This is a genomic window from Catenovulum sp. SX2 (assembly GCF_052056295.1).
Taxonomy (GTDB): Bacteria; Pseudomonadota; Gammaproteobacteria; order Enterobacterales; family Alteromonadaceae; genus Catenovulum.
This window is the reverse complement of sequence record NZ_CP182493.1, coordinates 2523307-2549770: the sequence shown is the minus strand read 5'-3', so window position 1 is coordinate 2549770 and position 26464 is coordinate 2523307. Positions and strand designations below refer to the sequence as shown.

At 41.0% G+C, this 26464-nt stretch carries 19 protein-coding genes and 4 tRNA genes; 7 read left to right on the top strand and 16 right to left on the bottom strand.

Going from position 1 to position 26464, the window contains the following annotated elements; all coding sequences use genetic code 11:
* Positions 1 to 629: 629 nt before the first annotated feature.
* Positions 630 to 1124 (top strand): TIGR02444 family protein, encoded by a 495-nt coding sequence (locus ACMZOO_RS10725; RefSeq protein WP_440903339.1) that lies wholly within the window; start codon positions 630 to 632, stop codon positions 1122 to 1124.
* Here the strand turns inward: ACMZOO_RS10725 and ACMZOO_RS10720 are convergent.
* The 5 genes from ACMZOO_RS10720 to panP form a co-directional block, all read right to left on the bottom strand.
* On the bottom strand, positions 1092 to 3899 hold the full coding sequence (locus ACMZOO_RS10720; protein ID WP_440903338.1) for an EAL domain-containing protein: 2808 nt from the start codon (positions 3897 to 3899) through the stop codon (positions 1092 to 1094). The genes ACMZOO_RS10725 and ACMZOO_RS10720 overlap by 33 nt on opposite strands.
* A gap of 98 nt (positions 3900 to 3997) precedes the next feature.
* Complete coding sequence (locus tag ACMZOO_RS10715; RefSeq protein ID WP_440903337.1) at positions 3998 to 4783, bottom strand: CLCA_X family protein; 786 nt, start codon at positions 4781 to 4783, stop codon at positions 3998 to 4000.
* Positions 4784 to 4789: 6 nt separating this feature from the next.
* Positions 4790 to 5542, bottom strand: a complete 753-nt coding sequence (rlmB, locus tag ACMZOO_RS10710; RefSeq protein ID WP_440903336.1) for a 23S rRNA (guanosine(2251)-2'-O)-methyltransferase RlmB — start codon at positions 5540 to 5542, stop codon at positions 4790 to 4792.
* A 3-nt stretch (positions 5543 to 5545) separates the two neighbouring features.
* Positions 5546 to 8011, bottom strand: coding sequence for a ribonuclease R (gene rnr, locus ACMZOO_RS10705; RefSeq protein WP_440903335.1), 2466 nt, complete (start codon positions 8009 to 8011; stop codon positions 5546 to 5548).
* Position 8012: 1 nt separating this feature from the next.
* Positions 8013 to 9680, bottom strand: coding sequence for a pyridoxal-dependent aspartate 1-decarboxylase PanP (panP, locus tag ACMZOO_RS10700; RefSeq protein WP_440906299.1), 1668 nt, complete (start codon positions 9678 to 9680; stop codon positions 8013 to 8015).
* Positions 9681 to 9848: 168 nt separating this feature from the next.
* Between panP and ACMZOO_RS10695 the strand changes: the two genes are divergently transcribed.
* On the top strand, positions 9849 to 10163 hold the full coding sequence (locus tag ACMZOO_RS10695; RefSeq protein WP_440903334.1) for a YebG family protein: 315 nt from the start codon (positions 9849 to 9851) through the stop codon (positions 10161 to 10163).
* 282 nt (positions 10164 to 10445) lie between these two features.
* Positions 10446 to 12620 carry a DUF6351 family protein gene (locus ACMZOO_RS10690; protein WP_440903333.1) on the top strand — a complete coding sequence of 725 codons (2175 nt, stop codon included), beginning with the start codon at positions 10446 to 10448 and terminating at the stop codon, positions 12618 to 12620.
* 93 nt (positions 12621 to 12713) lie between these two features.
* Here ACMZOO_RS10690 and ACMZOO_RS10685 read toward each other — a convergent pair whose 3' ends face one another.
* The 5 genes from ACMZOO_RS10685 to ACMZOO_RS10665 form a co-directional block, all read right to left on the bottom strand.
* Positions 12714 to 13943 carry a hypothetical protein gene (locus tag ACMZOO_RS10685; protein WP_440903332.1) on the bottom strand — a complete coding sequence of 410 codons (1230 nt, stop codon included), beginning with the start codon at positions 13941 to 13943 and terminating at the stop codon, positions 12714 to 12716.
* A 30-nt stretch (positions 13944 to 13973) separates the two neighbouring features.
* Positions 13974 to 14780 (bottom strand): outer membrane lipoprotein-sorting protein, encoded by an 807-nt coding sequence (locus tag ACMZOO_RS10680; RefSeq protein WP_440903331.1) that lies wholly within the window; start codon positions 14778 to 14780, stop codon positions 13974 to 13976.
* Positions 14746 to 17085, bottom strand: a complete 2340-nt coding sequence (locus ACMZOO_RS10675; RefSeq protein ID WP_440903330.1) for an efflux RND transporter permease subunit — start codon at positions 17083 to 17085, stop codon at positions 14746 to 14748. Before ACMZOO_RS10675 ends, ACMZOO_RS10680 begins: the two co-directional genes overlap by 35 nt.
* Before the next feature lie 33 nt (positions 17086 to 17118).
* Positions 17119 to 17898 carry a TetR/AcrR family transcriptional regulator gene (locus ACMZOO_RS10670; protein WP_440903329.1) on the bottom strand — a complete coding sequence of 260 codons (780 nt, stop codon included), beginning with the start codon at positions 17896 to 17898 and terminating at the stop codon, positions 17119 to 17121.
* Between the two features lie 184 nt (positions 17899 to 18082).
* Entirely contained in the window at positions 18083 to 19051 is a 969-nt protein-coding gene (locus tag ACMZOO_RS10665; RefSeq protein ID WP_016954426.1) for a CobW family GTP-binding protein, read from the bottom strand.
* 226 nt (positions 19052 to 19277) lie between these two features.
* Between ACMZOO_RS10665 and ACMZOO_RS10660 the strand changes: the two genes are divergently transcribed.
* The 4 genes from ACMZOO_RS10660 to ACMZOO_RS10645 are packed head-to-tail and all read left to right on the top strand — an operon-like array spanning position 19278 to position 23422.
* Positions 19278 to 20795 carry a YifB family Mg chelatase-like AAA ATPase gene (locus ACMZOO_RS10660; protein ID WP_440903328.1) on the top strand — a complete coding sequence of 506 codons (1518 nt, stop codon included), beginning with the start codon at positions 19278 to 19280 and terminating at the stop codon, positions 20793 to 20795.
* A gap of 50 nt (positions 20796 to 20845) precedes the next feature.
* Positions 20846 to 22024 (top strand): FAD-dependent monooxygenase, encoded by a 1179-nt coding sequence (locus tag ACMZOO_RS10655; RefSeq protein WP_440903327.1) that lies wholly within the window; start codon positions 20846 to 20848, stop codon positions 22022 to 22024.
* On the top strand, positions 22024 to 22458 hold the full coding sequence (locus ACMZOO_RS10650) for a hypothetical protein (RefSeq protein WP_440903326.1): 435 nt from the start codon (positions 22024 to 22026) through the stop codon (positions 22456 to 22458). The genes ACMZOO_RS10655 and ACMZOO_RS10650 overlap by 1 nt, the downstream gene beginning before the upstream one ends.
* Entirely contained in the window at positions 22451 to 23422 is a 972-nt protein-coding gene (locus ACMZOO_RS10645) for a sulfite exporter TauE/SafE family protein (RefSeq protein WP_440903325.1), read from the top strand. Before ACMZOO_RS10650 ends, ACMZOO_RS10645 begins: the two co-directional genes overlap by 8 nt.
* A gap of 135 nt (positions 23423 to 23557) precedes the next feature.
* On the opposite strand, the gene ACMZOO_RS10640 is transcribed toward ACMZOO_RS10645, so the two are convergent.
* The 6 genes from ACMZOO_RS10640 to pth all read right to left on the bottom strand — a co-directional run bounded on the left by ACMZOO_RS10640 (position 23558) and on the right by pth (position 26462).
* A tRNA-Gln gene (locus ACMZOO_RS10640) sits at positions 23558 to 23632 on the bottom strand.
* A gap of 13 nt (positions 23633 to 23645) precedes the next feature.
* Positions 23646 to 23720 (bottom strand) — tRNA-Gln (locus tag ACMZOO_RS10635).
* Positions 23721 to 23724: 4 nt separating this feature from the next.
* Positions 23725 to 23807: transfer RNA gene (locus tag ACMZOO_RS10630), tRNA-Leu, on the bottom strand.
* 6 nt (positions 23808 to 23813) lie between these two features.
* A tRNA-Met gene (locus tag ACMZOO_RS10625) sits at positions 23814 to 23890 on the bottom strand.
* 882 nt (positions 23891 to 24772) lie between these two features.
* Positions 24773 to 25864 carry a redox-regulated ATPase YchF gene (ychF, locus tag ACMZOO_RS10620; RefSeq protein WP_016954431.1) on the bottom strand — a complete coding sequence of 364 codons (1092 nt, stop codon included), beginning with the start codon at positions 25862 to 25864 and terminating at the stop codon, positions 24773 to 24775.
* Between the two features lie 10 nt (positions 25865 to 25874).
* Positions 25875 to 26462 (bottom strand): aminoacyl-tRNA hydrolase, encoded by a 588-nt coding sequence (gene pth, locus ACMZOO_RS10615; RefSeq protein ID WP_440903324.1) that lies wholly within the window; start codon positions 26460 to 26462, stop codon positions 25875 to 25877.
* Positions 26463 to 26464 lie beyond the last annotated feature (2 nt).

The following is a 26464-nucleotide window of genomic DNA, read 5'->3' as shown; positions in this document are numbered from 1 at the left end:
GAGTTGCAGCGAGTTCGTTACTGAAGGTGCCTGGTAAATATAGCCTTAGAAATGTTAGATAAAGCGTTGGAATGCTAATTTTCTAAAACTTCAAAAGGCATGGGCGAATCAAAACCGAAGCGCCGCTTCGCAGTTTGATGAGGTGGAGTCATGGATGACGACAGGAACCAAGCTTCACGGACGAATTACGCCTCAAGATTTGCATGTATTTCACAAAGCGTTTTTAGAAAATTATGCTTCCAATGGGCTTGGTTGTACCAAACCTTGCGGCGATAAATCCAAGCCGCACCACAATAAGTAAAAAGAGCTAGAGCAATAACTTAGAGCAAAATTTCTTTTTCATGGGCGAATCAAAACCGAAGCACCGCTTCGCAGTTTGATGAGGTGGAGCCACGGACGGCGACAGGGCCTACCCTTCATGGATGAATAGTCTACTCAAGATTTGCTTGAGTCCAGAGTAGCGGTTTTGCGAAAGTTATGCTCTCGCTCTTGTGGGCATATCACACAGTACGGGCAGCGCTTTTAAAAACCATGCTTCAGAGCGGCTTGAATATTGCGCAAACAGGCTTGATTTCAGCAATTCATACAGCGACACTGACTAAAACAAAACGAAAAAAATCGGAAAACACATGACCAGCACCACCACAAACCCATACTGGCCAATAATTTGTGAGTTATACGCAAATAAACAAATACAGCAACAATGTTTAGGCTGGCAAGATAACTATGGTGCAAATGTAAACTGGCTATTGTTAGCAGCTATTTTACAACAACAAAACCACAGCTATACACAAACAACACTCGAACAAACCAGTCAGCAACTCGAAGAATTTAGCCAACAACACACGCGACTTATCCGTCAGTGTCGCTACAACTGGCGCAGCTCAGAGCAAAATCCAAACTACCAACAACTAAAACAACAATTGCTAAAAACTGAATTACAGTTCGAACAATTAGAACAACAACTGATATTAGATTCGCTAAACAGCGCAAACGAACAAGCAGAACAAGTCCAACAAGACGAGGCAAGATCTGTCCCTTTTGATTGGTTAGTTGAATATCACAGGTTGCCTAAACAACAAGCTGAGATATTAATGACACAAATCCGCAGCTTGATGCTGTAAATCATGTACATGTAAAACTAACTCTTCGGCGGGAATAGGTTGACTGAACAAATACCCTTGAGCCACATCACACTCAAGCGATTTTAAAAAGCGTACTTGCTCGAGATTTTCTACCCCTTCAGCGACAACTTTATACCCTAGATTTTTCGCCATAGCGATAACAGTACGAACAATAATTTCATCTTCTTGTTCAATGCCAATATCTTGAATAAACGACCTGTCGATTTTAATAGTTTCAACTGGTAATCGTTTTAAATAAGCCAAAGAAGAATAACCAGTACCAAAATCATCAATTGAAAAGTGCACACCCAATTGTTTGAGCTGTTGCATCAGCACAAAAGCTTTTTCACCATCTTCCATCATGGTATTTTCAGTTATTTCTAATTCTAGGCAACTGGTGGACAATTTATGTTGAGCTAACGCAAGCTGTAAAGTTTCAACAAACTTTACATCTTTCAATTGTGTTGGGGATAAATTAACTGCAAGTTTGACCTGCTGTAATCCTTGTTGATACCAATAAGTATAATCTGCTAACGCTTGCTCTATCACCCATTGGCCAACGGGCACAATTAATCCTGTATCTTCCAATAAAGGAATGAACTTGTCAGGTAACAAAATGCCCATTTTAGGGTGACGCCAGCGCAATAAAGCCTCGACACCTAAGATATGGCCGGTTTGTAGACAAACCTTAGGCTGGTAATACAAAACAAACTCACGCTGCTGAATAGCTCTGTGTAATTCTGATTCTAAGGTGAGTCGTTCAAACGCATGAGCATTCATTTCTTGGCGATAGAACATATAAGTGTTGCGTCCAGCGGCTTTGGCGCGATACATAGCGACATCAGCATTTTTTAGTAGCGCTTGGCTGTCTTTGCCATCTTGTGGATACACCGCAATGCCAATACTCGTTGTGACAAACAACTCACGGTCTGCGAGTTTCACTGGTTGGTTTATCAACTGAATAATTTTTTCCGCTGTATGTCTAATTGCATTTTCGTCTTTACAGTCGTTTAAAATAACCGCAAATTCATCACCACCCAAACGTGCAACTGTGTCACTGCCGCGCAAACCTTTTTTGAGTTTTTTCGCGACCTGTTTTAATAAAACGTCGCCGATGTCATGGCCTAAAGTGTCGTTAATACGTTTAAAATGATCGATATCAAAAAACAACAAGGCCATTTGTTGCCTATGACGTTTAGCATTTAACCAACCGGTTTTAAGTCTGTCGTTAAACAAAGCTCGGTTTGGTAAACCAGTTAAAACATCGTGGAAAGCTAGGTGGCGCAAGTTGGCTTGAATTTCCATACGTTCGGTAATGTCTTTACCGGTTGAAACAAAGTGGGTTATTTCACCTTGATCATTTTTCAGAGGCGTGATGGTTTTTTCTTCGTAATAAATTTCACCACTTTTTTTGCGATTGGTCAGTACGTCGCGATAGGCATGCCCTTTTAAAATAGTCGCCCATAAATTTTTTATAAATGACTTATCATGTTGACCTGAATTAAACACATCTGGCTTGCTGCCAATCAACTCAGCTTGGCTATAACCTGTGGTTAAAATAGTTGCTTGGTTAACATATTCGATCGTGCCTTGTTTGTCGGTAATCAACACCATGTCGGCACTCTGCTCCAAAGCACTGGACAATTGGTGCATTTTGCTTTGCGCTTGTTTACGAGCTCGAATATCTAATAACGACGCCCGTAATAAACTACGACCTTGCCATTGAATAGCCACCAAACGTAATTCACAATCAATTAATGCGCCGGATGCATGTTTTATTTTAATTTCTGCCATAGGCGCCAAACATGAGTTGGCGAGTTGCAATAAACTATCAAACGCATGGCCATAACCAACAAGTTTGCCATCTTGCTCTGCCAACAAATCTTGAATCGAATAATCGTAAATGCTTTGGCCGGTTAAACCAAAAATGGCGTGAGATTTAGAGTTAGCTTGGAGAATTTTGCCACTGGTTGGTTCAAATAAAACAATGGCTTCTGGTGCATTTTCAATAAGCGCTTGATTGGTTAATTCGATTTGCTCTAACGCGGTTTGCGCTTGGCGGTACTGAGTTACATTGCGCAGCACGCTCACTCGAACCGAGTCGCCTCGGTAAAGCATGCGTTTACTGGTCCACTCAATATTGAGCGCTTTACCCGTAGTCGTTTGAATTTTTATTTCGAGCTTATTGATGCTTTCACTTTGCATCGCTTGAATAACCAATTGTTTAGACTCAGGTACACACATAGCCGTGAAATCACGCTCCATCAATTCAGAGCGACTACCTGCAAGCATACGACAACTGGCATCATTGAGCTCTATAATTCGCCCACCTTGATGAATAATGATGCCATCGAGTGTTACCTTGTCGAACAACTGCAGTTTTTCTTTTATCTCAGTTAACTCATGCAACATGGTTTGTCGCTGAGCATCATCCACTATACCTGCGATTGCGCCTTTGTAATTACCAGACTCATCAAAAACTGGCCAAGTAACCAACATGGTATAAACAGCATAACCTTCTTTATGTTGGAAAATTGCTTCGTGCTGCTCTTCGTAACCTTGGCGGCGACGGGCTAAGTTAATTTTTGCAGCTTCAACACCTTGTACATCTAAAAAATTAAACAGATGTTGATTGAGCATTTGTTCAACACGATAACCAAGCATATTCGCCATGCTTGGATTTACATATTGGGTAATACAGCATTCATCGATCACCCATATTCCATAACGGGCGCTTTGCACTATTTTTTCGAAAAATGCGTCTGTGTATTCCATGGACGAATATCTAACACTGAGTGGAAGGGAATTAATTTACGATTTTATAACACCACATTTGCATTTAAACAAGTTTTTGCCATAAAACTGCTGTTATTTTACGCACATATAGTAAAACTGCGCCCCAATTGCGCAAAGTAACAGCTAAAAGCATGATTAATACCTTGCCTATGCTGCTCAGTTGGAAATAACCCTAGTTTAGCTTCTTGCGTTTGTTTAGTGCCGCTAACAAGGTATTGGTTTTTTAATTGATGGTCTTGAACAAAAGCTTCAAAACAGCGCGCAGCGAGTTCTTCTGGTAAAGCGTAATACACTTGGCCAAGTTGTTTATCCACCTGCGCGCAATGGGCAAATAATGTGCTGACAGACTTCCCATCAACTGACAAAAAGATTTGTTTATATATATCAACTAACAACAAGTTAAGGGGATGATTATTCAAACAACTGTCTAATAACCAAGCATGTGAGGCAAATTTCTGTTTAGCCGGTTTAAACACTTTGTCCGTTATATAGTGATCAAACGCATGAAACCATTCATGTGCTAAAGCTCCTGCCCCGGCATTTTTAGCCAGCGCTAACATGTGCCGGTTCAACTCATAATGGGCTTGTACACCAGGTTGACCACCAGTACCAAAAGCGAGCGACAAGGTATTGCGCAGAGATAAAACTTGCGGCGGCACTTGCAAAATTGTCGCTAAATCCATCAAGGCATCAAAAATAAGGTTGGCGGCTTTAGCTTGTTCTTGTTGAGTTACCCAGCGGCCGATATGAATGGCTCTAAAACCAAATTGGCGACGGATATCGGCAAAACTAACATCTGTTTGCCGATATTGTTGGCCATTTCTGTAATAGTTTTTGCTGGCTAATGCCCCAGAACTAACCAAGAGAAATTAAGAATTGTGCGCTAAACGTTGACGGACAATTTCAAATAAAGTCACGCCAGTGGCAACACTTACATTTAAGCTAGAAACACTGCCTGCCATAGGAATGGAAATCAGCTCATCACAGGTTTCACGGGTCAACCTGCGCATGCCATCCCCTTCTGCACCCATCACTAAGGCAATTGGCCCAGTCAACTTTGCTTGATAAACATCTTGCGTGGCTTCGCCTGCCGTTCCAACAACCCATACCCCCATTTGTTGAATGGCTTTAAGTGTACGCGCTAAATTCGTCACTTGAATAAAAGGTACCGTTTCTGCTGCGCCACAAGCGACTTTTTTCGCCGTTGCATTTAAGCCAACAGATTTATCTTTTGGTGCTATTACTGCATCAACACCCGCAGCATCGGCAGTACGTAAACAAGCGCCTAAGTTGTGTGGGTCTGTCACACCATCCAACACCAATAAAAAGGCTGGTTTGTTTAAATTTTCTAATAAAGTTTCTAGATCATTTTCATTTAACACAGGTGCAGGTCGAACACGTGCAACTATGCCTTGATGCTGTGGGCTTTGACATTTGTCATCAAGCGCTTTGCGTTGAGCAAACTGGACAGACACGCCTTGTTTGCGTGCTAAATTGATTATGCTGTTTACTCTATCGTCCTGACGACCTTTTAAACAAAAGAGTTCAATAAATCGTTCTGGATGGGTATTCATTAATGACTCTACTGCATGTATGCCAAAAATAATTTCAGATTTGCTCAAAGCTTATCTCCGCTTTTTAGCCGATTTACGGCTGGTTTTCTTTGCATGTTTTTTACTTGTGCCAGAGGCTTTTTTGCCGCTAGCATTTTTTGAATTTTTACCAGCACTTTTGCTTGCGCCGCGACCTTTACCTTTGCCGCTTTTTTCTGGCCAAGTATCACTTTTTTCACTGCGTTTTTGCTGGTATTTATCATCAGCCTGCATTAAAGCTTGTGTTTTACTGCCCGCTGATTTTTTCCGACTTGAACTGCGTTTGTTATCCGCTTGTTCTGAGTCTTTCGAGCTGCGGCTGCGCTTGAGTTTTTCTTCATCACTCTGATATAAAACAAAATCGATTTTACGCTCGTCTAAATTAGCCGACAAAACTTGGATGGTGACTTCATCACCGAGTTTATACACTTTGCGCTTTTGTTCACCGATTAATCTTTGTTTGGCGTTGTCGTAGATGTAAAAGTCGTTTTCAAGATTAGCTACATGGACTAAGCCTTCAACATGCATATCATCTAATCGAACAAAAAAACCAAAGCTGGTCACAGCAGAAATCACGCCGTTAAATACATCACCCACGTGATCTTGCATAAATTCGCATTTCAACCAGCCAGCAACATCGCGTGTCGCCTCATCAGCTCGACGTTCAGCCATCGAATTATTGATACCAAGCGCTTCTGCTTCAGCATCCGAATAACTGTGTTCACCACAACCTGCTTGCATCTGTTTCTGTTTGAGCAAAATGGCTTTAATGCTTCTGTGTACCACTAAATCAGGGTAACGGCGAATTGGTGAAGTGAAATGGGCATAAGCAGGTAAAGCTAAACCAAAATGGCCATTGTTGTCTGGGCTATAGACAGCTTGTTTCATTGAGCGCAATAACATGGTTTGGATCAGCTCTTGGTCTGGTCGGCCCTGAATACGATCAACTAATTGTTTAAAATGTATTGGTTTAATTTCACCAGCGAAGAAATTACTTTCAATGCCAAGCTCAGCTAGAAACTGGACAAATTGAGTGAGTTTTTCTCCATCTGGTGCGTCGTGCACTCGGTATAAAGCATTGCCATCGTGTTTAGCGATAAATCGAGCGGCAGCAACGTTAGCTTGGATCATACATTCTTCAATGAGCTTATGCGCATCATTGCGCACCACCAGCTCAATAGAATCAATTTTGCGCTGCGCGTTAAAAATAAACTTAGGCTCAGCGGTTTCAAATTCGATTGCACCACGCTGATGTCTTGCGTCTTTTAACGCATTGTACATAGCGTGTAATTCTTGTAGATGCGGCACTAAGCTTTGATACCGTTCGATGAGTTTTTCATCACCTTGCAAAATTTGGCTAACTTTGTTGTAGGTCAGCCTAGCGTGTGAATTCATCACAGCTTGGTAAAACTGATAACCTGACAAACGCCCCTGCTCACTGACGGTCATTTCACAAACCATACATAAACGGTCAACTTGTGGGTTTAACGAACATAAACCATTCGACAGTTGCTCTGGCAGCATAGGTACAACTTGATCAGGGAAATAAACTGAAGTGCCACGTAGTTGAGCTTCTGCATCTAACGCAGTTTTCGGGCGCACATAATAACTGACATCGGCAATTGCCACCCATAAACGCCAGCCACCTGACTTTTTCCGCTGACAAAAAACTGCATCGTCAAAGTCACGCGCGTCTTCGCCATCTATCGTCAATAAGGGTAATTCGCGTAAATCAACTCTGTCTAACTTGTCTTTTTCACCAACAAATTCTGGCACTCGCTCTGCCGCTTTTAAAACTGCATTTGGCCATTCGTGTGGAATTTCGTATTTGCGCAAAGCAATTTCAATTTCCATACCTGGCGCCATATGTTCACCTAATACTTCAGTGATCTTGCCAGTGGCGTTCATTTTTTTATTTGGGCGAGTTAATAAAGTAACCACTACCATTTGGCCGCTGCGAGCACCGTTTTTATGCTCGTTGGCAACAATTATTTCTTGGCTAATGCGGCTGTCATCTGGCATCACATAAGCAATGCCATGTTCAATAAAAATACGTCCAACAATAGATTCATTACGTGGCTGTAATACACGTACAACCCGGCCTTCTTTACGTCCGCGGTTATCACTGCCCAAAGCTTTGGCTAAAACTAAATCCCCATGTAATACGGTCGCCATTTGGCCTTGCGCTAAATATAAATCTTTTTGCCCTTTGGGTAGACTAACAAAACCAAAACCATCTTTATGCCCAACCACTCGACCAACAACTAAACCCAACACCTCTGCGGTTGCATAGTTTTGTTGTTTATCAATAATCACCCGTCCTTCAGCTTCTAAAGCTTTTAAACATGCGGTTAGTTCGTGCTGAGCATCTTTGTCGTTGATATTAAATTGATTGCACAATTCAACATAAGAAATAGGCTGAGATTGCTCGCTGACAAATTGGCAAACTTTTTCCGCCAATAGTGGATGATAATTGAGTTGGGTTGAAGATGAATTCATTCTAATTGGTTGTTAACCTCTGGGTTAATTGATTGAGTTTAGGCAAGGCGATTTCGCTTTCTAATGCCAATACTTGTTGTTCAGCTAAAATATCTCGCAATATAAGCTCTGTTGTCAGTGGATTAGCCAACACCACTCGAAAAACCGTCACCACCTGACCATGGTATTTTGCGACATTAATCCGTGTTCGACTAACAAAAGATTTGCCCGCCTCACGCTGACGTTTTTGTACAAAACGAGTTAAGTCGTCCAAATACTCATTGATAGTTTGTGTTAGTGCTTGATCTGCAGAACCCAATAAGGATTTTACGGCAGCTGGCACATATCTATAGGTTAATATGCATAACTCAGGCTGTGTGACTAGCTCGAAATCTTTATGTTGTTGAATGATACCGGCGAAATATTGCGCTTTTTGTAAGCTTTGATCAATCAACAATTGGTAGCCTTGTCGCCCCAATATATTCAGCGCCGAATAAACCAGCATAGCCATTCCTGGGCGTGAGCCTTCAAGCGTGTGCGAACCTAAATCTTTAGAGCCTTTACGTAACACATATTCTGCATGATGCTCAATTTCACTGGCAAGTTTCGGCGACTTAAACAACACCATACCCGCGCCCATAGGCACATACATTTGTTTATGCGCATCTATAGTCACGCTATCTGCTCGTTCAATGCCAGTTAATAGATGTTTGTGTTGTTCTGAGAATAAAGTTGCCCCACCCCAAGCCGCATCAACATGGAAGTGACAGTTTAACTCTGCTGCTAAATCAGCTAATTCATCGAGTGGATCTATGGTGCCGGTTTCGGTTGTGCCAGCAACACCAACAATGGCTAATACTGCAATTTTTTGCTGTTTGAGTTGATAAGCTTTTTCACGCATTTTTGCTACATCAACTCTATGCTTGTCATCCACATCTATCGCGATTAAATCATCTCGGCCTAAACCTAATACATCCGCAGCTTTAGCTAATGAATAATGGCCACGACGCGACACCAAAACCGCCATGCCTTGGTATCCATAATGCAGCATAGCTTTAAAAATGCCTGCTTTAGCCACACCAGGAAACTGACCATCGGCTTTTAATAACTGATTGCGTGCAACCCACAAAGCACTGATGTTGGCAATTGTGCCCCCTGAGCAAAATGCACCTAATGAATCTGATTCAGAATGCATATAATCAGCGTAAAAAGCTGGATTATTGTGATAAATCAATTTATGCATCATGCCCAAAACTTGCCGCTCTAACGGGGTAAAAGCTTTGGAAGTTTCAATTTTGACCAAGTTTTGATTCAGCGCAATCATGATTTTTGACAGCGGCAACATAAAATAAGGTAAAGCCGATGTCATATGGCCAATAAAACTTGGTGCGGCTGTGTGCACCGACTGCGCAACCAATTTTTCTAATAAAAACTTGGTATGCTCAGAAACAAATGTTGGCTGGTCAGGAATGCAAGGATCAAAAAAATCACGTTCAATATCGCCAAGCGAAATTGCTTTAGCCACAACGTGTTCTTTGAGAAATCCAGCAAGGTTTTGCGAGATCTCGCTGTCTATTTTACCTAAGGTTGAGTCAGGTGCTTCTGGCACCGTAAATATACGATGAAGCGACTCTATATCGGCTTTTGCTACCTTATTATTTTGTTCTTTCACCTGTGTTTGCAACTGCATCACTGTCACGAATCTGCCAACTTTAATTAAGTTTAGATAACTTGTCTCGTATCTGAGTAATTATTTTCACTATTAGCATAAAAAATCGCCTGTTAGATGAATAAAAACTGTACACAAGCACCATTATGCATTAAATTAACTGTATAAATAAACAGTTGGAGAAAATAAATGGCTGTCAAAGCACTATGGCAATGTGATCGGGATGGAAAAATGTTTACCAATAAAAAAGATGCAGACGCACATGACCAAATGTTGGAATTAGCCGAGGCGATTGCCAACGCAATTGAAGAAAATGTGCCTGGAATAGAAAGTGACAAACTTGACGATATTGGTCGCTTGGTTGCACGCAACAAAGACTTATTCGCCAAAGCATTTAAAGGTAAAGCATCTGAATTAACCAAATTAGATTTTGCTGAACCAACAACTGATGCAGAAGCTTCTTCAGACGCAAATAAAGTAACTAAATTAAACAAAGTTAGTTAAGCAGTAGCCAAATACTCTAACTTTCCATCGACAGCTAAGTACGCTGATACTTAGCTGTGCTTTTTTATTACCTAACTTCACCTTATCTCCCTAAGGCAATTGACCTCAGCTAAGGCTAATTAAATATTGTAGGTTTTCTGTACAAAATTTATTCGCACTTCTACACTTAACTAAAACACCCGTTAACCATTTATTAACATAACCCCAGAATTAAGCCTGAGCATAGGTCAATTCTAAAGCTGTGAGGTCTCTGTGATGATAAGAGTAAAACGGCTGACAGGGATGCTTATAGCCATTTGCGCAATTATTGGTTTTACCACCGCGTTTATTTCCAATGAACAAACCAATCCACAAATGATTACCGCACTGCCACCTGTGGAAACAGCGCCGCTGTTAATTCCAGACAAACATATACGCCACACACCAAGGCCATTGGATACCTTTAACTACCCTATACAACTAGGTGAAGTTGGCCCACTCAAACCACTTTATTCTGGCGATTTACAATATCCTTTTGTTTGCATGACTGAAAAATCAGGTTTAGGCCAACCATTAGTCGACAATCAACATGGCTGGGGCACACCAATTTATAAAGAACACAGTGACCGTAATAACAGAGATAACATTGTAGGTTTCAGTAAAGATTGCCAAATACCTTCAGGGTTGAAATATTATGTTATAGATGGCGAAAAAATTAGCCAGTACCAACAACAACCAATTGGAGCACATCAGACTTTAGTACGAGTTGAATATGGTGTGATCCATAGATATGTCTATTTAATCGCGATGCCGATCACAGTAGACGAAATCGATGACAGGAAGTCTAAGTCTTTGTGGAACAATAAGTTAGTTTACCAGTTTGCCGGAGGGGCTGGCATAGGGTTTAAACAAGGCGATATGCGTCCAGCCAAACTCATTGAACGTCGCCTCAGTCAACTAAAACAAGGTTATGCCGTAATTAGCTCTGGTGCCAACCGCACTAGCCACAGTTACAATATGTTAATGGCAGAAGATACCGCATGGCGAGTAAAACGTCAGTTCATCAGCCTGTATGGTGAACCTTTATACACAGTCGGTGTTGGTGGCTCAGGCGGCGGCTTAGCGCAATATTTAATGGCGCAGAATTCACCCGGATTAATTGATGGAGCACTCCCTCTCTACTCCTACCCGGATATGGTATCGCAAGCTTTATATGCACTTGATTGTGATTTGTTAAACAACTACTACACCTTCAAAACCGATGAACCTGAAACATGGCAAAATTGGCAAAAACGTCAGCAAATTGAAGGTTTGAATGCGGATAACGGTGAACCACACAAAGGCGCATTTTTCCAACCAATTAATCAAGTTTTAAGTGGCGTAATGCCAAGCTATCCTAAAGGCAATAGTGAATGTATAAACGGTTGGTTTGGTTTATACGCTTATATTCACAACCCGCGCCAAGGCTGGTTAAACAATGCGGTTTCTGAAGACCTAAAAAAACACGTACATTGGAGCCACTGGCAAGATCTAGTTAATGTATACGGAAAAAATGAACAAGGTTTTGCCCGGCACATATGGGGTAACGAAGGTGTGCAATATGGTTTAAAAGCCCTACAGCAAGGCCAGTTAACCATAGAACAATTTATTGATATCAACAAAAAAATTGGTAGCTGGAAAGCACCTGATAAAATGCAAGCGGAACGCATTGCTGATATTCCAGGGATAAACCTAAAAATTTGGTTGTCGCTGTGGGGTAAACACAACGTCCAACAGCCGGTGAATAATCAAATTGCGCCGCGCAGTAAAACTGATCATATAGCTGTTGAGCGAGGCTACAGATACGGACAAATTTTCGCAGGGCTTGCTGACATTCCTATTTTAGATGTACGCCATTATTTAGAAGATAAGTTTGATATGCACCATGTGTCAGCCACTTTTGCAGCCCGCATGCGCATGTTACAAACCCAAGGTCATTATAATAACCAAGTAGTGTGGTTAGCCGATGAAAAACACAATCCAGTTGATGACGCTTTTGCTGTGATGGATCAATGGCTGCTCAATATGCGCAACGGAGATGATGTTTTAAGCGCTAAACCGACTAATTTAGTCGACCAATGTTTTGATGCTCAAGGTGGTATCATCGCCGCTGGTCAAGATGTATTTGATGGCCCTTGGAACAACAAAGATTTGGGCACTTGCAGTCGAATATTCACGGTTTATTCGACCAGCCGTATTCAAGCTGGTGCTTCGTGGCGTGGTGATAGTTTTGACTGTGCAAAAATACCGGTCGCTCAAGCAATTAAACAAGGTTGGTACGGTCAGTATGATATGAAGAATCAACAGCCAATATTAGAGCAAATATTTCCAACTGGTGTTTGTGATTATAGCCAAGCAGATTTAGCTAAACCGGCCGATCTAGCATTATTTTGGCCAGAAACTGATTTAACTCAACAAACAGCTAAAACAGCAAATTGAACGGGTGACTAACCTAAACTCCGGATAATAAATAAAAACGCCCCAGAGCAGATTGCTATGGGGCGTTGTCATATCCAACAGGTATCTAGCAGATTAGTAATACCACTCAACCGCTAACTGGACAAAATCTTCGTTGGTAAAGGTGTAACCAACATCAGTCGGGTCTTCTGAATTGAATAACCACATGTCTAAGGTGATTTTGGTTGAGTCACCAACACGGGTACTGGCTTCAATAAATAATGAACGACTATCAGAAAAATCTAAATCTTGTGTCCAACCGGCTAAAATTTCGGTCGAACTAATATCATTTAACACTATACGGGCGGCAAGTGACATATCATTTTGCGTTGGCGTTGTTGCATCCGTACCACGCTCATCCCAACCGTACTCAGCCACAATACCTAAATCAGTGTAACTGCCAAACACACCAACAAAGGTATATTCAAAACCACCAACCATAGCATTGTAATTATCAATCAAATCGCCTGAACGATTTATCGCTTCTAACTTCCATATCCAATCTAAATAAATATACTGAGCGACTGCACCAAACTGATTTATTTGTGGATAGAAAGGTGTCAATTTACCTGTGAGTAAACCTTGTGCATCCGTTTGTGGAATTATAGTTGGCTCACGCGAGGTACCATTAAACCAATTTAAACTGATATCTAGGTCATCATAGGTATTGCGCCAATTCAAAGCGAAATCTATATGGCCAGTTTTATCCGACGATTCAAACAGAGCATTATCTGTATCTATGATATAAGCGCCACGTAAACGCCCTTCTTTACCTGGGAAAGTACGCTCGCGGAAACCTGGTAGGATAAAAGCGTCTAACGTGCCCCAATCTTTGAGAAAAGTTAACTGAACCATAGGTTGGCCCAGTTTCTCTTCACCATCAAAGGCCTCAACTGTGTCCGTTTGGTTAATAATATCAACAAGGTGAACGGTTTCTGTCACTCCCCAAAATACCTTGCTAATACCCATACGCATTTCCCAATCACGCTCCACATGTAACCACACCGCTTCGCGGATATCCACATGGGTACGTTCACTGTCTTGGCTATCTATGCGCACATAAGGTTTAAAAGTTAAACTGTTATTGCCATCTGGCCATTGCCAATAGAATTCCGGCTCGGCTGTAATTGAATACTGGCTATCTGATTGCATTGGATCATGCGAGTGTTCTGCATAATAACGCGCCTCGCCACCAACATAACCACGTAATTCAAATTCTGTAGTATCTTCAGCAATAACACCTGCTGACAGACTGCTACAAACAGCCGCAATAACAGCGGAAGTAACTTTTTTTAACCTTTGCATAGGTTTGTCCTATTTTGTTTATTTTCTAGCTTAGCGCGCTCGTCTAAGCGCATTTTGTTCAAAATCGCGCGCTTCTAATCCCACTCTAAATTTGGTTTCAGCGGTAATTAAATCTGTGCTTTTACCTGTTTGGTGATTAACCATAGATAACTTATGCGCGCGCCAATATTTGTCCAAATACAAACGATAATCGAACATAGTTAAAGTTTTAAGTAGCGCGTGTTTTCTGTCATAAAACTCAACTTTTTGCGCCCTATGATGCTTTTGGTCAATCCAAACAATTTGTTTAGTATAACCTGAATATCTATCCGTTGGGATGGATTCTAATACCCAACAGTTTTCTCCATTAACCACTTCGTCACGCAAATATTTATAAGTATACTTTGCCACCTCAAAAGACGCTAAGTCTTCATAAGCAAACTCACTACCCATAAATGGACCTGATTTATTGCGTGAAGCAATACGTTTTACTCGTTTAAGTGCAGGCAAATACAACCATTGATCATCCGGCTCATTAATGTGTGAATGATTCAAGAAAGCAGTGCCTGCAACATCTCTTGGTTGATCAAAAATGGTTAAACCTTTATCACCATCACCATCAACTTCAAGCGCACGCGTACGTATCTCTCGGACACTTTCTTCACCTTGGGCATTACGCAAAATCATTTGGGTTTCAGCTTCGCTATCCCCCCAACCTTTGTCGACGGCTTTGCGCTCAGTTGCGATACGTAAACCTTTCTCTTCCGCTGTTTCTGCAAACAGATTGTTTGCAAACAACAGAGCCCCAATTAAGCTGACCGATTTAAGCCAAACTTTCAGATTGTTTTTGTTCAACATTTTCCACTCCACTAGAATAAACTTTTTTATCAAACACTAGTAAAAACGCAGGTAATAATAAGAAATCGACCACCAAAGCCAACACCATAATAATAGCGGTTAATAAGCCCATATCACCATTCAGCGCAAATGAAGATTGCGCCAATACCATAAAGCCTACAAATAAAACTAAAGTTGTGATCCACAAAGCCCGGCCGACACTCGCAAACGCATAACGGACAGCCTGTTCTGCATTTTGACCTTTTTCTCGTGCTTTTTTATATTTACTTAAAAAGTGTACCGTATCGTCAACCACTATACCTAAACACATACTGGTTACGATAGATAAACCCAAGTTAACTTGCCCGACAAATACCGCCCAAATACCAAAGCCCATAGCTGCAGGTGCTAAGTTTGGCAACAAACTGATCAAACCAAATTTGACCGATTTCAACGCAAATACCAACAATATACTAATTAATACCAAAGCAAGTGCACTGCCCATCAGCATGCTTTGCATATTTGTTTCTCCAATATGGGCAAACATCAACGAAGGGCTTGCAGCTGTAACTTTAACTTGCGGAGCATTGTCAGCAAACCAAGCACGCACCGAATTTTCCATATCGATGACCTCTTTTGAACCCAAGTTATCCATAGCAATACTGAGTCGCATGCTCGACTTATCAACGTTTAGTTGGTTATTTAAATCCAATCCGTATGGCAAAGACATTTCGTACATTAACAAAAACTGCGCTGCAATTTCTTGCTGTTCAGGTAACTTATACATAGCTGGATCATCAGCATTCATGTTTTTATTTAACCGTTTAAATGTGTCAGTTAAGGTTAAAACATGATCAACTGTTGATTGCTCTCTTAACCATTGGCTAAATTTTTCAATAACAGCTAAAAACTCAGGGTCGTTAATGCCACTTTCTTCGTTGGTATGAAATGCAAAATCAATTGTCGAAACCCCTTGTAAATTGTCGTCCATAAAGTCAGAAGCCTGGCGAAATTTAATGTCCTCACCAAAATATTCAACAGGTACGTCATTTACGTTATTTAAAGGCACCATAGCAGATATAGCTAAAACCATTACAGCGGTTGCTGGCAGTATCAGTTTGTGTTTACGCACAACCCAATCAGCAAACTGATCCATCATAGTTAATTTGCCATCTCCTGTATTGGCGGGCTTGATTGGAAATACATACAGCAATGCAGGTAAGATAGTTATCGCAAAAATAAACGCCATAACCACACCAAAAGCAACTAAATTTCCTAAATGGCGCAGTGGTGGCACATCAGAAAAGTTGAAGGTTAAAAAGCCCACAGCTGTAGTTAAACTAGTAATAAAGACTGGCGCTAAGTTTAGTTTAAGCGCTTCCACAATAGCTTGCGATTTTTCCATCCCTTGACGCAAATTGTAATTTACCGACGCAATAATATGTACACTATCGGCCACAGCAAGAGTCATAATAATAGTCGGCGCACCTATGGTCGCAGTTGACATATACATGCCCGCCCATCCAAAAAAACCCATAGCAGCTAAAATCGAAAATGCGATGACAATTAGTGTCGCAACAGTTGCCAATATTGAGCGTAACAAAATAGCTAGCATAATCAGTACAGCGAGAAACATGCCGGGAACAAGAGTAGATAAATCTAAAATAGACTCTTCAGCAAAACTATTGTTCATCATAATGATGCCGGTTAAATGAAAATCTACCTGTGGGTAAAGCTTGGAATATTTTTCAACCAAAGCACGCACCGACGCAGTCACTTGCATAACATCAGCAGTTTGGTCGAGCTTATCTGGCAACTGCACTGTTACATTAATCATAGTGACATGCCCCGTAGGCGATACAATACGATTGACTAATAATGGCTCATGCAGAGTTACCTCTCTTGCTTTGTCTATCATCTGCGGAGTGATTTCAACATCAGAAAACTCACCCACCAGATAATCCACAATTAAATCATCCCCTTCAGCCTCAGTATGCTGGTAGTTGGTGATTGAATCTACCCTTGTCGAAAAGGGTGTTTGCCAAGCGTCTTCGGTCATTTGCATTACCAAAGTGAATATGTCTTTGTTGAAGACATCTCCCGATTTTGGCACAACCACAATCGCTACATTGTCGTTTTTGCTAAAGGTACGTTGCATGCTTTCAAACTCTTGCAACTGAACATTTTCAGGCCCAAAAAATACTTTATAGTCACCACGAAAATATAAATTTTGTGCGCCTGCAGCTAGGGTAAAAGCAACAATGCAACCAAGCACTATTACCCAAAATGGTCGCTTGACCATAGTTTCTAACCACTGATGTTTCATATTTATCCCATCCTCTTGGGCCATTAATGTAAATTAGTTAAGCATTGCTACATAATCAGCAAAATGCAGCTCAATTTTTTGCCAACTTTGTTGATAATCATAATCGGTGCTGACTGGTTGCCAGCCCATACCATCAAACATAAGATTAATGTTGAATAAAACGCGGTTTGTTTCAGTTAATCTTGATATTGCGAAGCTTTCGGCTGCATTTTGTAACAATAAGTTAGTCCCAAACGAACACGCCCAATTGGCAAACGATACGTAAGCTATATCTTGTTGAGCAATGCGTAAGCTGCCATCTTCAAGACCTTTCTGAAAAAAAGAATCACATAACTGAGCTATCTGTTTATCCACTTTTTCCAACTGCTCTAGTCTTTGTTTTGACGCTTTTTCCTGCACACTTGGTGTTTTACAATTCAGTACACACATATACAGAGCTGGCTCTAACAAACCATACAAGTGGTAAGCATAATGTACTGCCAAAGCTTGTTCTCGAGAATTGCCGGCAAAACTTTGTGCTTTGAGCATAAGTTCAGAACACAAACCCATTGAATGCACACCCAAAGCGGCTAACAAATCTTCTTTACAGCAGAAATGATTATAGATAGTACCTTTTGAATATGGCGATACCGCGACCAACTTTTCCATGGTCAAATTATTTAAGCCAACTTCATCAACCAATTGATGCGCAAGCTGCAATAACTCTTGTTCTCGCTGGAGAATTTTTTCAGCTTTATTACGCGGCGACGACCTATCGACACTATCACAGTGTCTTTGATATTTTTCTCTTAGTCGATTTAACCAGCATCCCATTATTGACGTTCCGTTTATTTTTGACACTTCGTCAAATTTATACACACCGTCATTTTAGTCGAAAAACACGACAATTAAACAATTTGTTTTAGACGTTTTTAATCTATATAAATTTAAATAGGTTTTATCAAGGAGGGCAGTAGTTGTTATCAACTACTGCAACAAACTAATCGAAAGCTAGAGTTTAGCTTAATAAGTGAGTAAAACTCGGTTGGTTGATCTGCTTATCAGTGACAATTTCAAGCACAGCATTATCTAATAAACGAGCGGGTTCAAATCTGACATCGTCAAGTACCGCATTGATTTTCAGCACCCCCTTACTGGTTTTAACCACAGCTTTTACCCTTTGTGCTTTAAGATCAGATATCCAATCTAATAAATCAGTCAACTCAAACTCCACTTCTTGATCAAGCAACCATCCATAACTCCAATAGCCGTCAGAAAAATGTGAGCGCATAATCCAATGTTCACCTTGTGGTATTTCTAGCGCTGCTGTGACAGCTTTATCAACTGGTTGATGATGTTCACTACTTGTGATGGCTGATGGTTTGCTCGCACTTGGTCTGTCTAACCAAGCTAAATCTGCTTGGCCATAACTGATTTGGCCAATCTGCTGCGCATTTGGATAATTACTGCTCCACTCAACAAAAGCAGCTAATTGCTCAGGAGTCGCTTTTTCAACTTTATTGGCAATAATCACATCGGCAATTTGTGCTTGGGCAATAAAGTTTTCATTTTCTAAATATCTTGGGTCTTGCACTGTTGCTGGATCAACCATAGTAATAGTTGCTCTAACGTCTAAGTACTTAGAAAAAATCTCATCTTGCAAAGTTTGCATGATTTGTTTCGGATGACCCAAACCAGTTGGTTCAATCAAAATACGATCTGGCTTTTGTTTAATCAGCTCATTTAAACCAACACGCATGCCAACACCCTGCACACAACACATACAACCACCAGGAACTTGTTTGAGTAAAGCGCCTGAATCTTGCAATAATGCGCCGTCCACGCCAATCTCACCAAACTCATTTACCAATACAGCCCAAGTTTGTTCCGCCGGTTTATGTTTAAGCAAATGTTGGATAGTGGTCGTTTTGCCGACCCCTAAAAACCCTGTGATTAAATTAGTTGGTATTTTTGTGTTTATCTGCACTCGTTAGCACTCTTTGTCTGTTTATGGCTATATGATGTTTTTATCCATTTTTACTTGGCTATATTAGCCACAAGCGGCTGCACTATTCAACCAGCTTTATTGATTAATTGACCTTTTAACACGCTTTTGTTTCAATGCTATTTACTCGCATTGCTTAAAGTAGTTCGGGTTTTGCTTGTTTAATGGAAAAACTTGGTTACATCACCAAGTTAAAGTTGAGGGAATAATGTCATTAGCTATAGTTTATAGTCGCGCTCGTGTCGCCATTGACGCGCCACTAGTTCAAGTTGAAGTACACATATCTAACGGTTTACCGGCTTTTAGCATAGTTGGCTTACCAGAAACCACTGTCAAAGAAGCAAGAGACAGAGTCCGCAGTGCTATTATCAATAGTGAATTTGAATTCCCTGACAAACGTATAACTGTTAACTTAGCACCAGCCGATTTGCCCAAAGAAGGCGGTCGATTTGATTTACCGATTGCAGTTGGTATTTTAGCTGCAAGTCAGCAAATTCCACTTGAAGCCATTGCTGATTATGAATTTGCCGGTGAACTAGCATTATCAGGGGAATTACGCGCTATTTTAGGTGAAATACCGCTAACAATGGCTTGCCATCAAGCCAAACGCAAAACCATTTTACCCTCGAGCAATGCACAAACCGCAGCGCGCATTCAACAAGCGCAAGTTTTTGGCGCAAATAACCTAATAGCAGTTAAACAACACTTAACCGCCGAACAAGTTTTGCAACAAGCGCAATGTCAACAGGGTCAACACAACACTGAACATTTATTAGATATGCAAGATGTTATCGGCCAGCCACATGCGAAAAAAGCTTTAGAAGTTGCCGCAGCAGGTGGCCACCATATGTTAATGTTAGGCCCGCCGGGCACAGGAAAAACCATGTTGGCTGAACGTTTAGCGACTATTTTGCCACCACTAGATGAACAGCAAGCAATCACCACCGCCGCAATTTATTCAATTACCGGTAAACAAATTGAAAACGATAACTGGTATACCCGCCCTTTTCGCTCACCGCACCACACTTGCTCTGCAGTGGCTTTAGTTGGCGGTTCAAGCCAACCTAAACCCGGCGAAATATCACTGGCTCACAACGGTGTATTGTTTTTAGATGAGTTACCAGAGTTTGATCGCAAAGTATTAGATGTTCTGCGAGAACCTTTAGAATCAGGCAAAGTAACCATCAGCCGCGCCGCTAGGCAAGTTGATTTTCCAGCTGAATTTCAATTAATTGCAGCACTAAATCCATCACCATGTGGTCATTACAACGATGAACAAATGCGCTCGACCCCAGAACAAATGTTGCGTTACTTAAGTAAATTGTCCGGTCCTTTTTTAGACCGAATTGATATTCAAATTGAAGTCGCTCGTTTACCCAAAGGCAGTTTACGTGACAACTTAGAGCGCGGCGAAACTTCTGCGCAAATCCGCCAAAGAGTCTTAGCTGCGCAAGCAGCCCAGTTAAACCGCCAAGGTAAACTTAATTGTGATTTATCCAACAGAGAATTAGAAAAGTATGCAGCGATTAGCCCAACTGACGCTGACTTTCTTGAAACTGCGATCGAAAAGCTCAATTTATCCATTCGCGCCTATCATAGGTTAATAAAAGTCGCACGCACCTTGGCAGATTTAGCCGGCGCAGAACAATTAGATAGAAGTCATTTGGCTCAAGCACTCAGCTATCGAGCTATGGATAGATTATTGATCCAGCTTCGTAATTTATAAGATTGATTATGTTATTATGAACAGCAAATGAATCTGCTTGGTTTTAAACTGTGCAAAATAATAACTGTGATATTGCAATTGTTGGCGCTGGTATGGTGGGTGCAACCCTTGCGTCTGCGTTAAAACAACTAGGTTATTCATGCCTATTGCTCGACAAAACCCAACCAACATTTGCTATCAATAGTCCAACGCCAGATTTACGCGTATCGTCTATTAGTTTGTCATCCGTCAATTGGTTAACTGAATTAGGCATTTGGCAGCAGTTAGATCCGTCACGATTAAATGCGTTTACTCAACTATCGATGCAAGAAAAACAACATGCGAGTTGTCATTTTAATGCCTCTGATATTCAGCAACAGCAGTTAGGCTGTTTTGTTGAAAATCAACATCTGCAATATGCTGCGCTGCAACAATTTGCAGAGCCTGTGCGAGTTGAAACAATCACGGATATCAACCAAACAGCAGATGGCTGGGTACTTGATACTGAGCAACAACAAATTCATTGCCAATTATTAATTGCGGCCGATGGCGCGCAGTCACAAGTACGTAATGTATTAAAACAACCAACAAGCGGTTGGCAATATAATCAAGCTTGTTATTGCGCCAATATTCAACTCACAGACGATTCTGGTCAGCATACTTGGCAAGTATTTGATAACCACCAAGCTCAAGCGCTGGCGTTTTTACCTTTGTACGATAATTTTGCCACACTCATAATTTACGACCAACCGGCAAAACTGCGTCAACTAGCCCAACAGTCAAACGCTGAACAAACTCAATATCTAAGCCAGTTATTTAGCCGTTATTTAAAAGGCTCAGATTTTCAGTTTCTCGCTAGTGCATCTTTCCCACTGCAAAAAATGACTGCCGCTAATTTAGCCAAAGATAATTTAGTTTTATTGGGTGATGCGGCTCATACCATTCACCCATTAGCTGGCCAAGGGGTTAATTTAGGCATTAGAGATGCACAATTGTTGTGCCAAACACTTTCAGCACTAAAGGGTGATTTATCCGCGATACATCAACAAAATTTTTGGCGACAATTTCAATTTAAACGCAAACTTGATATAAACAGCATGAGTTACTTAATGGATTTGCTCTACTATAGTTACTCAAGTCAATCACCTATATTAAAAGGCATACGACGCAGTTTAGTCACTGGACTGAATCAATTACCTTTGGTTAAGTCAAGCATCTTAAAAGCTGCAATTGGGGAGTTTCAAGGTTAATGCTATTGGTTAGATCACATAAAAACGTTATCGCTATTATTTTATTGGCTGGATTGACAAGTTTTACTGCGATTGCAGAAAGCGCCAAAGCCAAAGCGAATAAACTTATCGAAAACTGCAAAACCAATAGTGCCAGCCAAACCGCTTATGCTATTTGTTTAGATGAAACCGAAAAACAAGTTTTACGCGAATTACAAACATGGATTGTCGATGCTGAAGACAAATTAACAGCACAAGTAAACAACAGCGGTAATCAAAGCATGTTAAGTGAATTTAAACGTGCAAACGCCCACTACGACAAATTTATTGAATCACAATGCCGCAGTGTATTTTTTCAAAACCTGACCTCTTCGGAAGCGGCAAGTAAATTTAGAGCATGTAAAATCACCAAAACAATCCAACGCATAGAACAATTGAAAGAAGAAAGTGAGTAGTAAATTAAAGCCTAACCTTGCGTGGTTATACCCTATCGCTTTGCTCAGCCTAGTTGTATTTTGGTTCGTCAGCGACAAACCGCTCGCTGCGGGTGAATTGTTCGCGCAGTATTGGACCTCTGCACTCACTATGGTGTTTGGTTCATTTGTCGCCGGAATTACTCCATTAGGAGGTGGTGCGGTTGCATTCCCAGTATTAACTAAAGTTTTTGCAGTAAATGCCATAGATGCTAAATATTTTAGTTTAACTATACAAACTATAGGCATGGGCTTTGCGACACTGTTTTTTATCAGTCGCAAGGTTAAAATTCATTGGGAACTACTCGGCTATTGTTTTCCAGCAGCCTTGATCGTATTGCCTTTTGCCTTGAGCCAAACAAGCTTAAGCGCACAGTGGTTAAGATTTGCCTTTAGTGAATTTATTTTAGTGACAGCTTGGGTGTTATGGCTGTGCAACCATAGCCTATATGCGCGTAGGCACGAACTAAAATACAAACCACTGATCCTATTTTCCTCAGCCGTGTTAGGTAGTTTTTTATCCGCCAGTTTAGGCTCTGGCTCAGATGTTGTATTGTTTTTTGTATTAGTTTATGTGCTGAAATACCCGATTAAAGAAGCAATTCCGAGCACTGTAGTGTTAATGGCATTTAACGCAATTTGCGCATCAGTTTGGTTGGTTTTTATCGAATCAATCGAACTATCCGACTTTGTGATAAATAGTTGGTGGACAGCTTGTATTGTTGCCGCAATAGGCGCGCCTCTAGGGGCTTTTATGCTAACGGTATTAAAAGAACATACCCTGCGAAAACTTATCTACCTGGTAATCAGCCTAGAGTTACTTAGTACCATATTCAACCAATCTTTAGACATAGAATTGCGCTATTTAGTTGCAGCCTCTAGTTGTGTGCTTTTGTTAGCAATAGCGCACAAACGCTTCCGCAGTAAACCAGCAAAACAAAAATAACAGGAACTCAGGAGAGCTCAACTCGGGATAATAACCAAGGTGAGTGTTGAATAACTTTGTTTTTCTAGATGAAGATCTTGCAGGAAACTGAGCTTTTTGAGTGAAAGTATTTTTGATTTTATCTAGAAGATTAAATGGCTGGGGTACCAAGATTCGAACTTGGGAATGGCGGGATCAAAACCCGCTGCCTTACCGCTTGGCGATACCCCAGCAAGGGGAGAAATGGCTGGGGTACCAAGATTCGAACTTGGGAATGGCGGGATCAAAACCCGCTGCCTTACCGCTTGGCGATACCCCAGCAATGGTGCGGAAGGAGAGACTCGAACTCTCACACCGAAGTACTGGAACCTAAATCCAGCGCGTCTACCAATTTCGCCACTTCCGCTAAAAATGGTGGCTACAGCGGGAATCGAACCTGCGACCCCAGCATTATGAGTGCTGTGCTCTAACCAGCTGAGCTATGTAGCCACTAACCTCGCCTCAGCGAGTGGCGCGTATTATGCTGATATGACTGGGTCGCGTCAACCCCTTTTTTTCAACTTTTCACACTGTTTTTGTAGTTTTTGTTTATTTAATTAAAAAAGAAGCAAAAGACGTATATAAAACGAACAAAACAGTAAAAAATCACCCGCAAGTTAGCGCCTATCGAACTTCAGTTTACCATTTAGACTAAAAATAGTTATCAGTTGATATACACCCTCATTTATTCACACACGATAGCCGAGGCTAATAAACCTGAACTCTGGATAACAACTTGCTTTCTAGGGGCTATTTATCCTTAAAACTGCGTTGAATTCGCTAGCAATAGCCAGCTATTACGTACGCAAATTCGCCTTGTTATAAGAATAACTATCTCCCTAGACTTGCCATCAATAAATTTCAATTTAATTACAGTGCGTTAGCTAACTTGTTATCCAGAGTTCAGGTTAATAAGTATTTTGATATATAGTCTTTACAGTGTTGTGAATACACAAAACTCTTAGCAAAACACCAAGGAGCTCAATATTCAACAAACAACAACGAATGCTGGGAAAGCTGGCTAGAAATTTTTTTCAGAAAACTTCAAACAACATGGATCTTGTTTGGGAGCGTACCGATTAAACTTATTGGAGCAGCGACAAGATTGCTAAAAGGTAAGCGGATATATTGACAACAAAACTTCACAAGGAAGGGAAGCCTTGTTGGAGCGGCTCACGGACGAGTTTAAAGCGTTTTTGTTGGCAATATTCAGCTTAGCTTGATTGATACATTGAGCCACCAGCGACACCAATACATGGCCACAAAAAGCCAATAAAAAAGCCAGCATATTAACTATGCTGGCTTTCAAAAATCTCAAATATAATCGGGCAATTAAACGTTAAAGCGGAAGTGGATTACATCACCATCTTTAACAATATAATCTTTACCTTCTAAACGCCATTTACCCGCGTCTTTCGCCCCAGACTCACCGTTATTAGCAATATAATCATCATAACCAACAACTTCAGCTCGGATAAAACCCTTCTCAAAATCAGTATGAATTTTACCCGCGGCTTGTGGCGCAGTAGAATTAATTTTAATCGTCCAAGCACGCACTTCTTTCACACCAGCAGTAAAATAGGTATGTAAGTTTAATAAGTCGTAACCAGCACGAATAACACGGTTTAAACCAGGCTCTTCTAAGCCTAAATCGGCCATAAACTCATCTCTGTCTTCATCATCTAACTCAGACAACTCAGCTTCGATTTCAGCACAAACAGGCACAACAACCGCATTTTCTTTAGCTGCGATTTCACGCACTAAATCTAATAATGGATTATCTTCAAAGCCGTCTTCACTTACATTAGCAATGTACATAGTTGGTTTAATGGTTAAGAAGTTGAAGTGCTTAATAACAGCCAACTCATCTTTGGTTAACTCAACTGAGCGCAGCATCAAACCATCATCTAGTGCTGGCTTAATTTTTTCTAAAACTTCAATTTCTGCTTTGGCGTCTTTATCACCACCTTTAGCGCGTTTAGCAGCACGCAGCATGGCTTTTTCAGCAGTATCTAAGTCGGCCAAGGCTAACTCAGTGTTAATCACCTCAATATCGTCAGCAGGACTTACTTTACCCGCAACATGCACAACATTTTCGTTATCAAAACAACGAACTACATGGCCAATTGCATCCGTTTCACGAATATTTGCCAAAAATTGGTTACCTAAACCTTCACCTTTTGAAGCACCCGCAACCAAACCAGCTATGTCAACAAACTCCATAGTTGTAGGTAAAATTTTCTGTGGATTTACAATTTTTGCCAACGCGTCTAAACGCATATCTGGAACAGGTACAACACCAGTGTTTGGCTCTATTGTACAAAATGGAAAGTTGGCTGCTTCGATGCCAGCTTTAGTTAACGCATTAAACAAAGTTGATTTACCCACGTTTGGTAAACCAACAATTCCGCATTTGAAACCCATAAGTAAAATCCTATGCTTTAAAACTGTGAAGACGATTCATTGCTTTGTTGAATCCGTCTTTAAACCATAATTCTGTACAACGCGCAGCTTCATCCACCGCGGCATCAATTGACGTTTGCTCGCTAGCAGGCGCTTTACCCAACACATAACCCGTCACTTTATCTTTATGACCAGGGTGACCAATACCAAGGCGTAAACGTAAAAATTCTTTATTATTGGCTAAACGGCTAATAGTATCGCGCAAACCATTGTGCCCACCATGACCACCACCACGCTTAAACTTAGCAATACCGGGCGGTAAATCTAATTCATCGTGAGCGACTAAAATTTGTTCAGTAGGTATTTTATAAAATTGCGCCATAGCGGCAATAGCCTGACCACTTTTATTCATAAAAGTTGTAGGTATTAACAACTTAACGTCTTGGCCATTAATTGTGACTTGTGCGGTAAAACCGTAAAATTTATTTTCGAGCTTGAGGGTCGCATTGTAGCGACGGGCGATTTCTTGGACGAACCATTCGCCAGCGTTGTGACGGGTGTTTTGATATTGTGAGCCTGGATTAGCCAGACCCACAATCAGCTGAACTGAATCAGACATGC

Excerpts from the sequence above, each read along its gene's own strand:
- panP (WP_440906299.1), bottom strand. The coding sequence starts at position 9,680 with ATGCAGTTGCAAACACAGGTGAAAGAACAAAATAATAAGGTAGCAAAA.
- ACMZOO_RS10650 (WP_440903326.1), top strand. The coding sequence starts at position 22,024 with ATGCTATTGGTTAGATCACATAAAAACGTTATCGCTATTATTTTATTG.
- ACMZOO_RS10685 (WP_440903332.1), bottom strand. The coding sequence starts at position 13,943 with ATGCAAAGGTTAAAAAAAGTTACTTCCGCTGTTATTGCGGCTGTTTGT.
- ACMZOO_RS10720 (WP_440903338.1), bottom strand. The coding sequence starts at position 3,899 with ATGGAATACACAGACGCATTTTTCGAAAAAATAGTGCAAAGCGCCCGT.
- ACMZOO_RS10675 (WP_440903330.1), bottom strand. The coding sequence starts at position 17,085 with ATGAAACATCAGTGGTTAGAAACTATGGTCAAGCGACCATTTTGGGTA.
- ACMZOO_RS10660 (WP_440903328.1), top strand. The coding sequence starts at position 19,278 with ATGTCATTAGCTATAGTTTATAGTCGCGCTCGTGTCGCCATTGACGCG.
- ychF (WP_016954431.1), bottom strand. The coding sequence starts at position 25,864 with ATGGGTTTCAAATGCGGAATTGTTGGTTTACCAAACGTGGGTAAATCA.
- ACMZOO_RS10695 (WP_440903334.1), top strand. The coding sequence starts at position 9,849 with ATGGCTGTCAAAGCACTATGGCAATGTGATCGGGATGGAAAAATGTTT.
- ACMZOO_RS10680 (WP_440903331.1), bottom strand. The coding sequence starts at position 14,780 with ATGTTGAACAAAAACAATCTGAAAGTTTGGCTTAAATCGGTCAGCTTA.
- pth (WP_440903324.1), bottom strand. The coding sequence starts at position 26,462 with ATGTCTGATTCAGTTCAGCTGATTGTGGGTCTGGCTAATCCAGGCTCA.
- ACMZOO_RS10725 (WP_440903339.1), top strand. The coding sequence starts at position 630 with ATGACCAGCACCACCACAAACCCATACTGGCCAATAATTTGTGAGTTA.
- ACMZOO_RS10670 (WP_440903329.1), bottom strand. The coding sequence starts at position 17,898 with ATGGGATGCTGGTTAAATCGACTAAGAGAAAAATATCAAAGACACTGT.
- rnr (WP_440903335.1), bottom strand. The coding sequence starts at position 8,011 with ATGAATTCATCTTCAACCCAACTCAATTATCATCCACTATTGGCGGAA.
- ACMZOO_RS10690 (WP_440903333.1), top strand. The coding sequence starts at position 10,446 with ATGCTTATAGCCATTTGCGCAATTATTGGTTTTACCACCGCGTTTATT.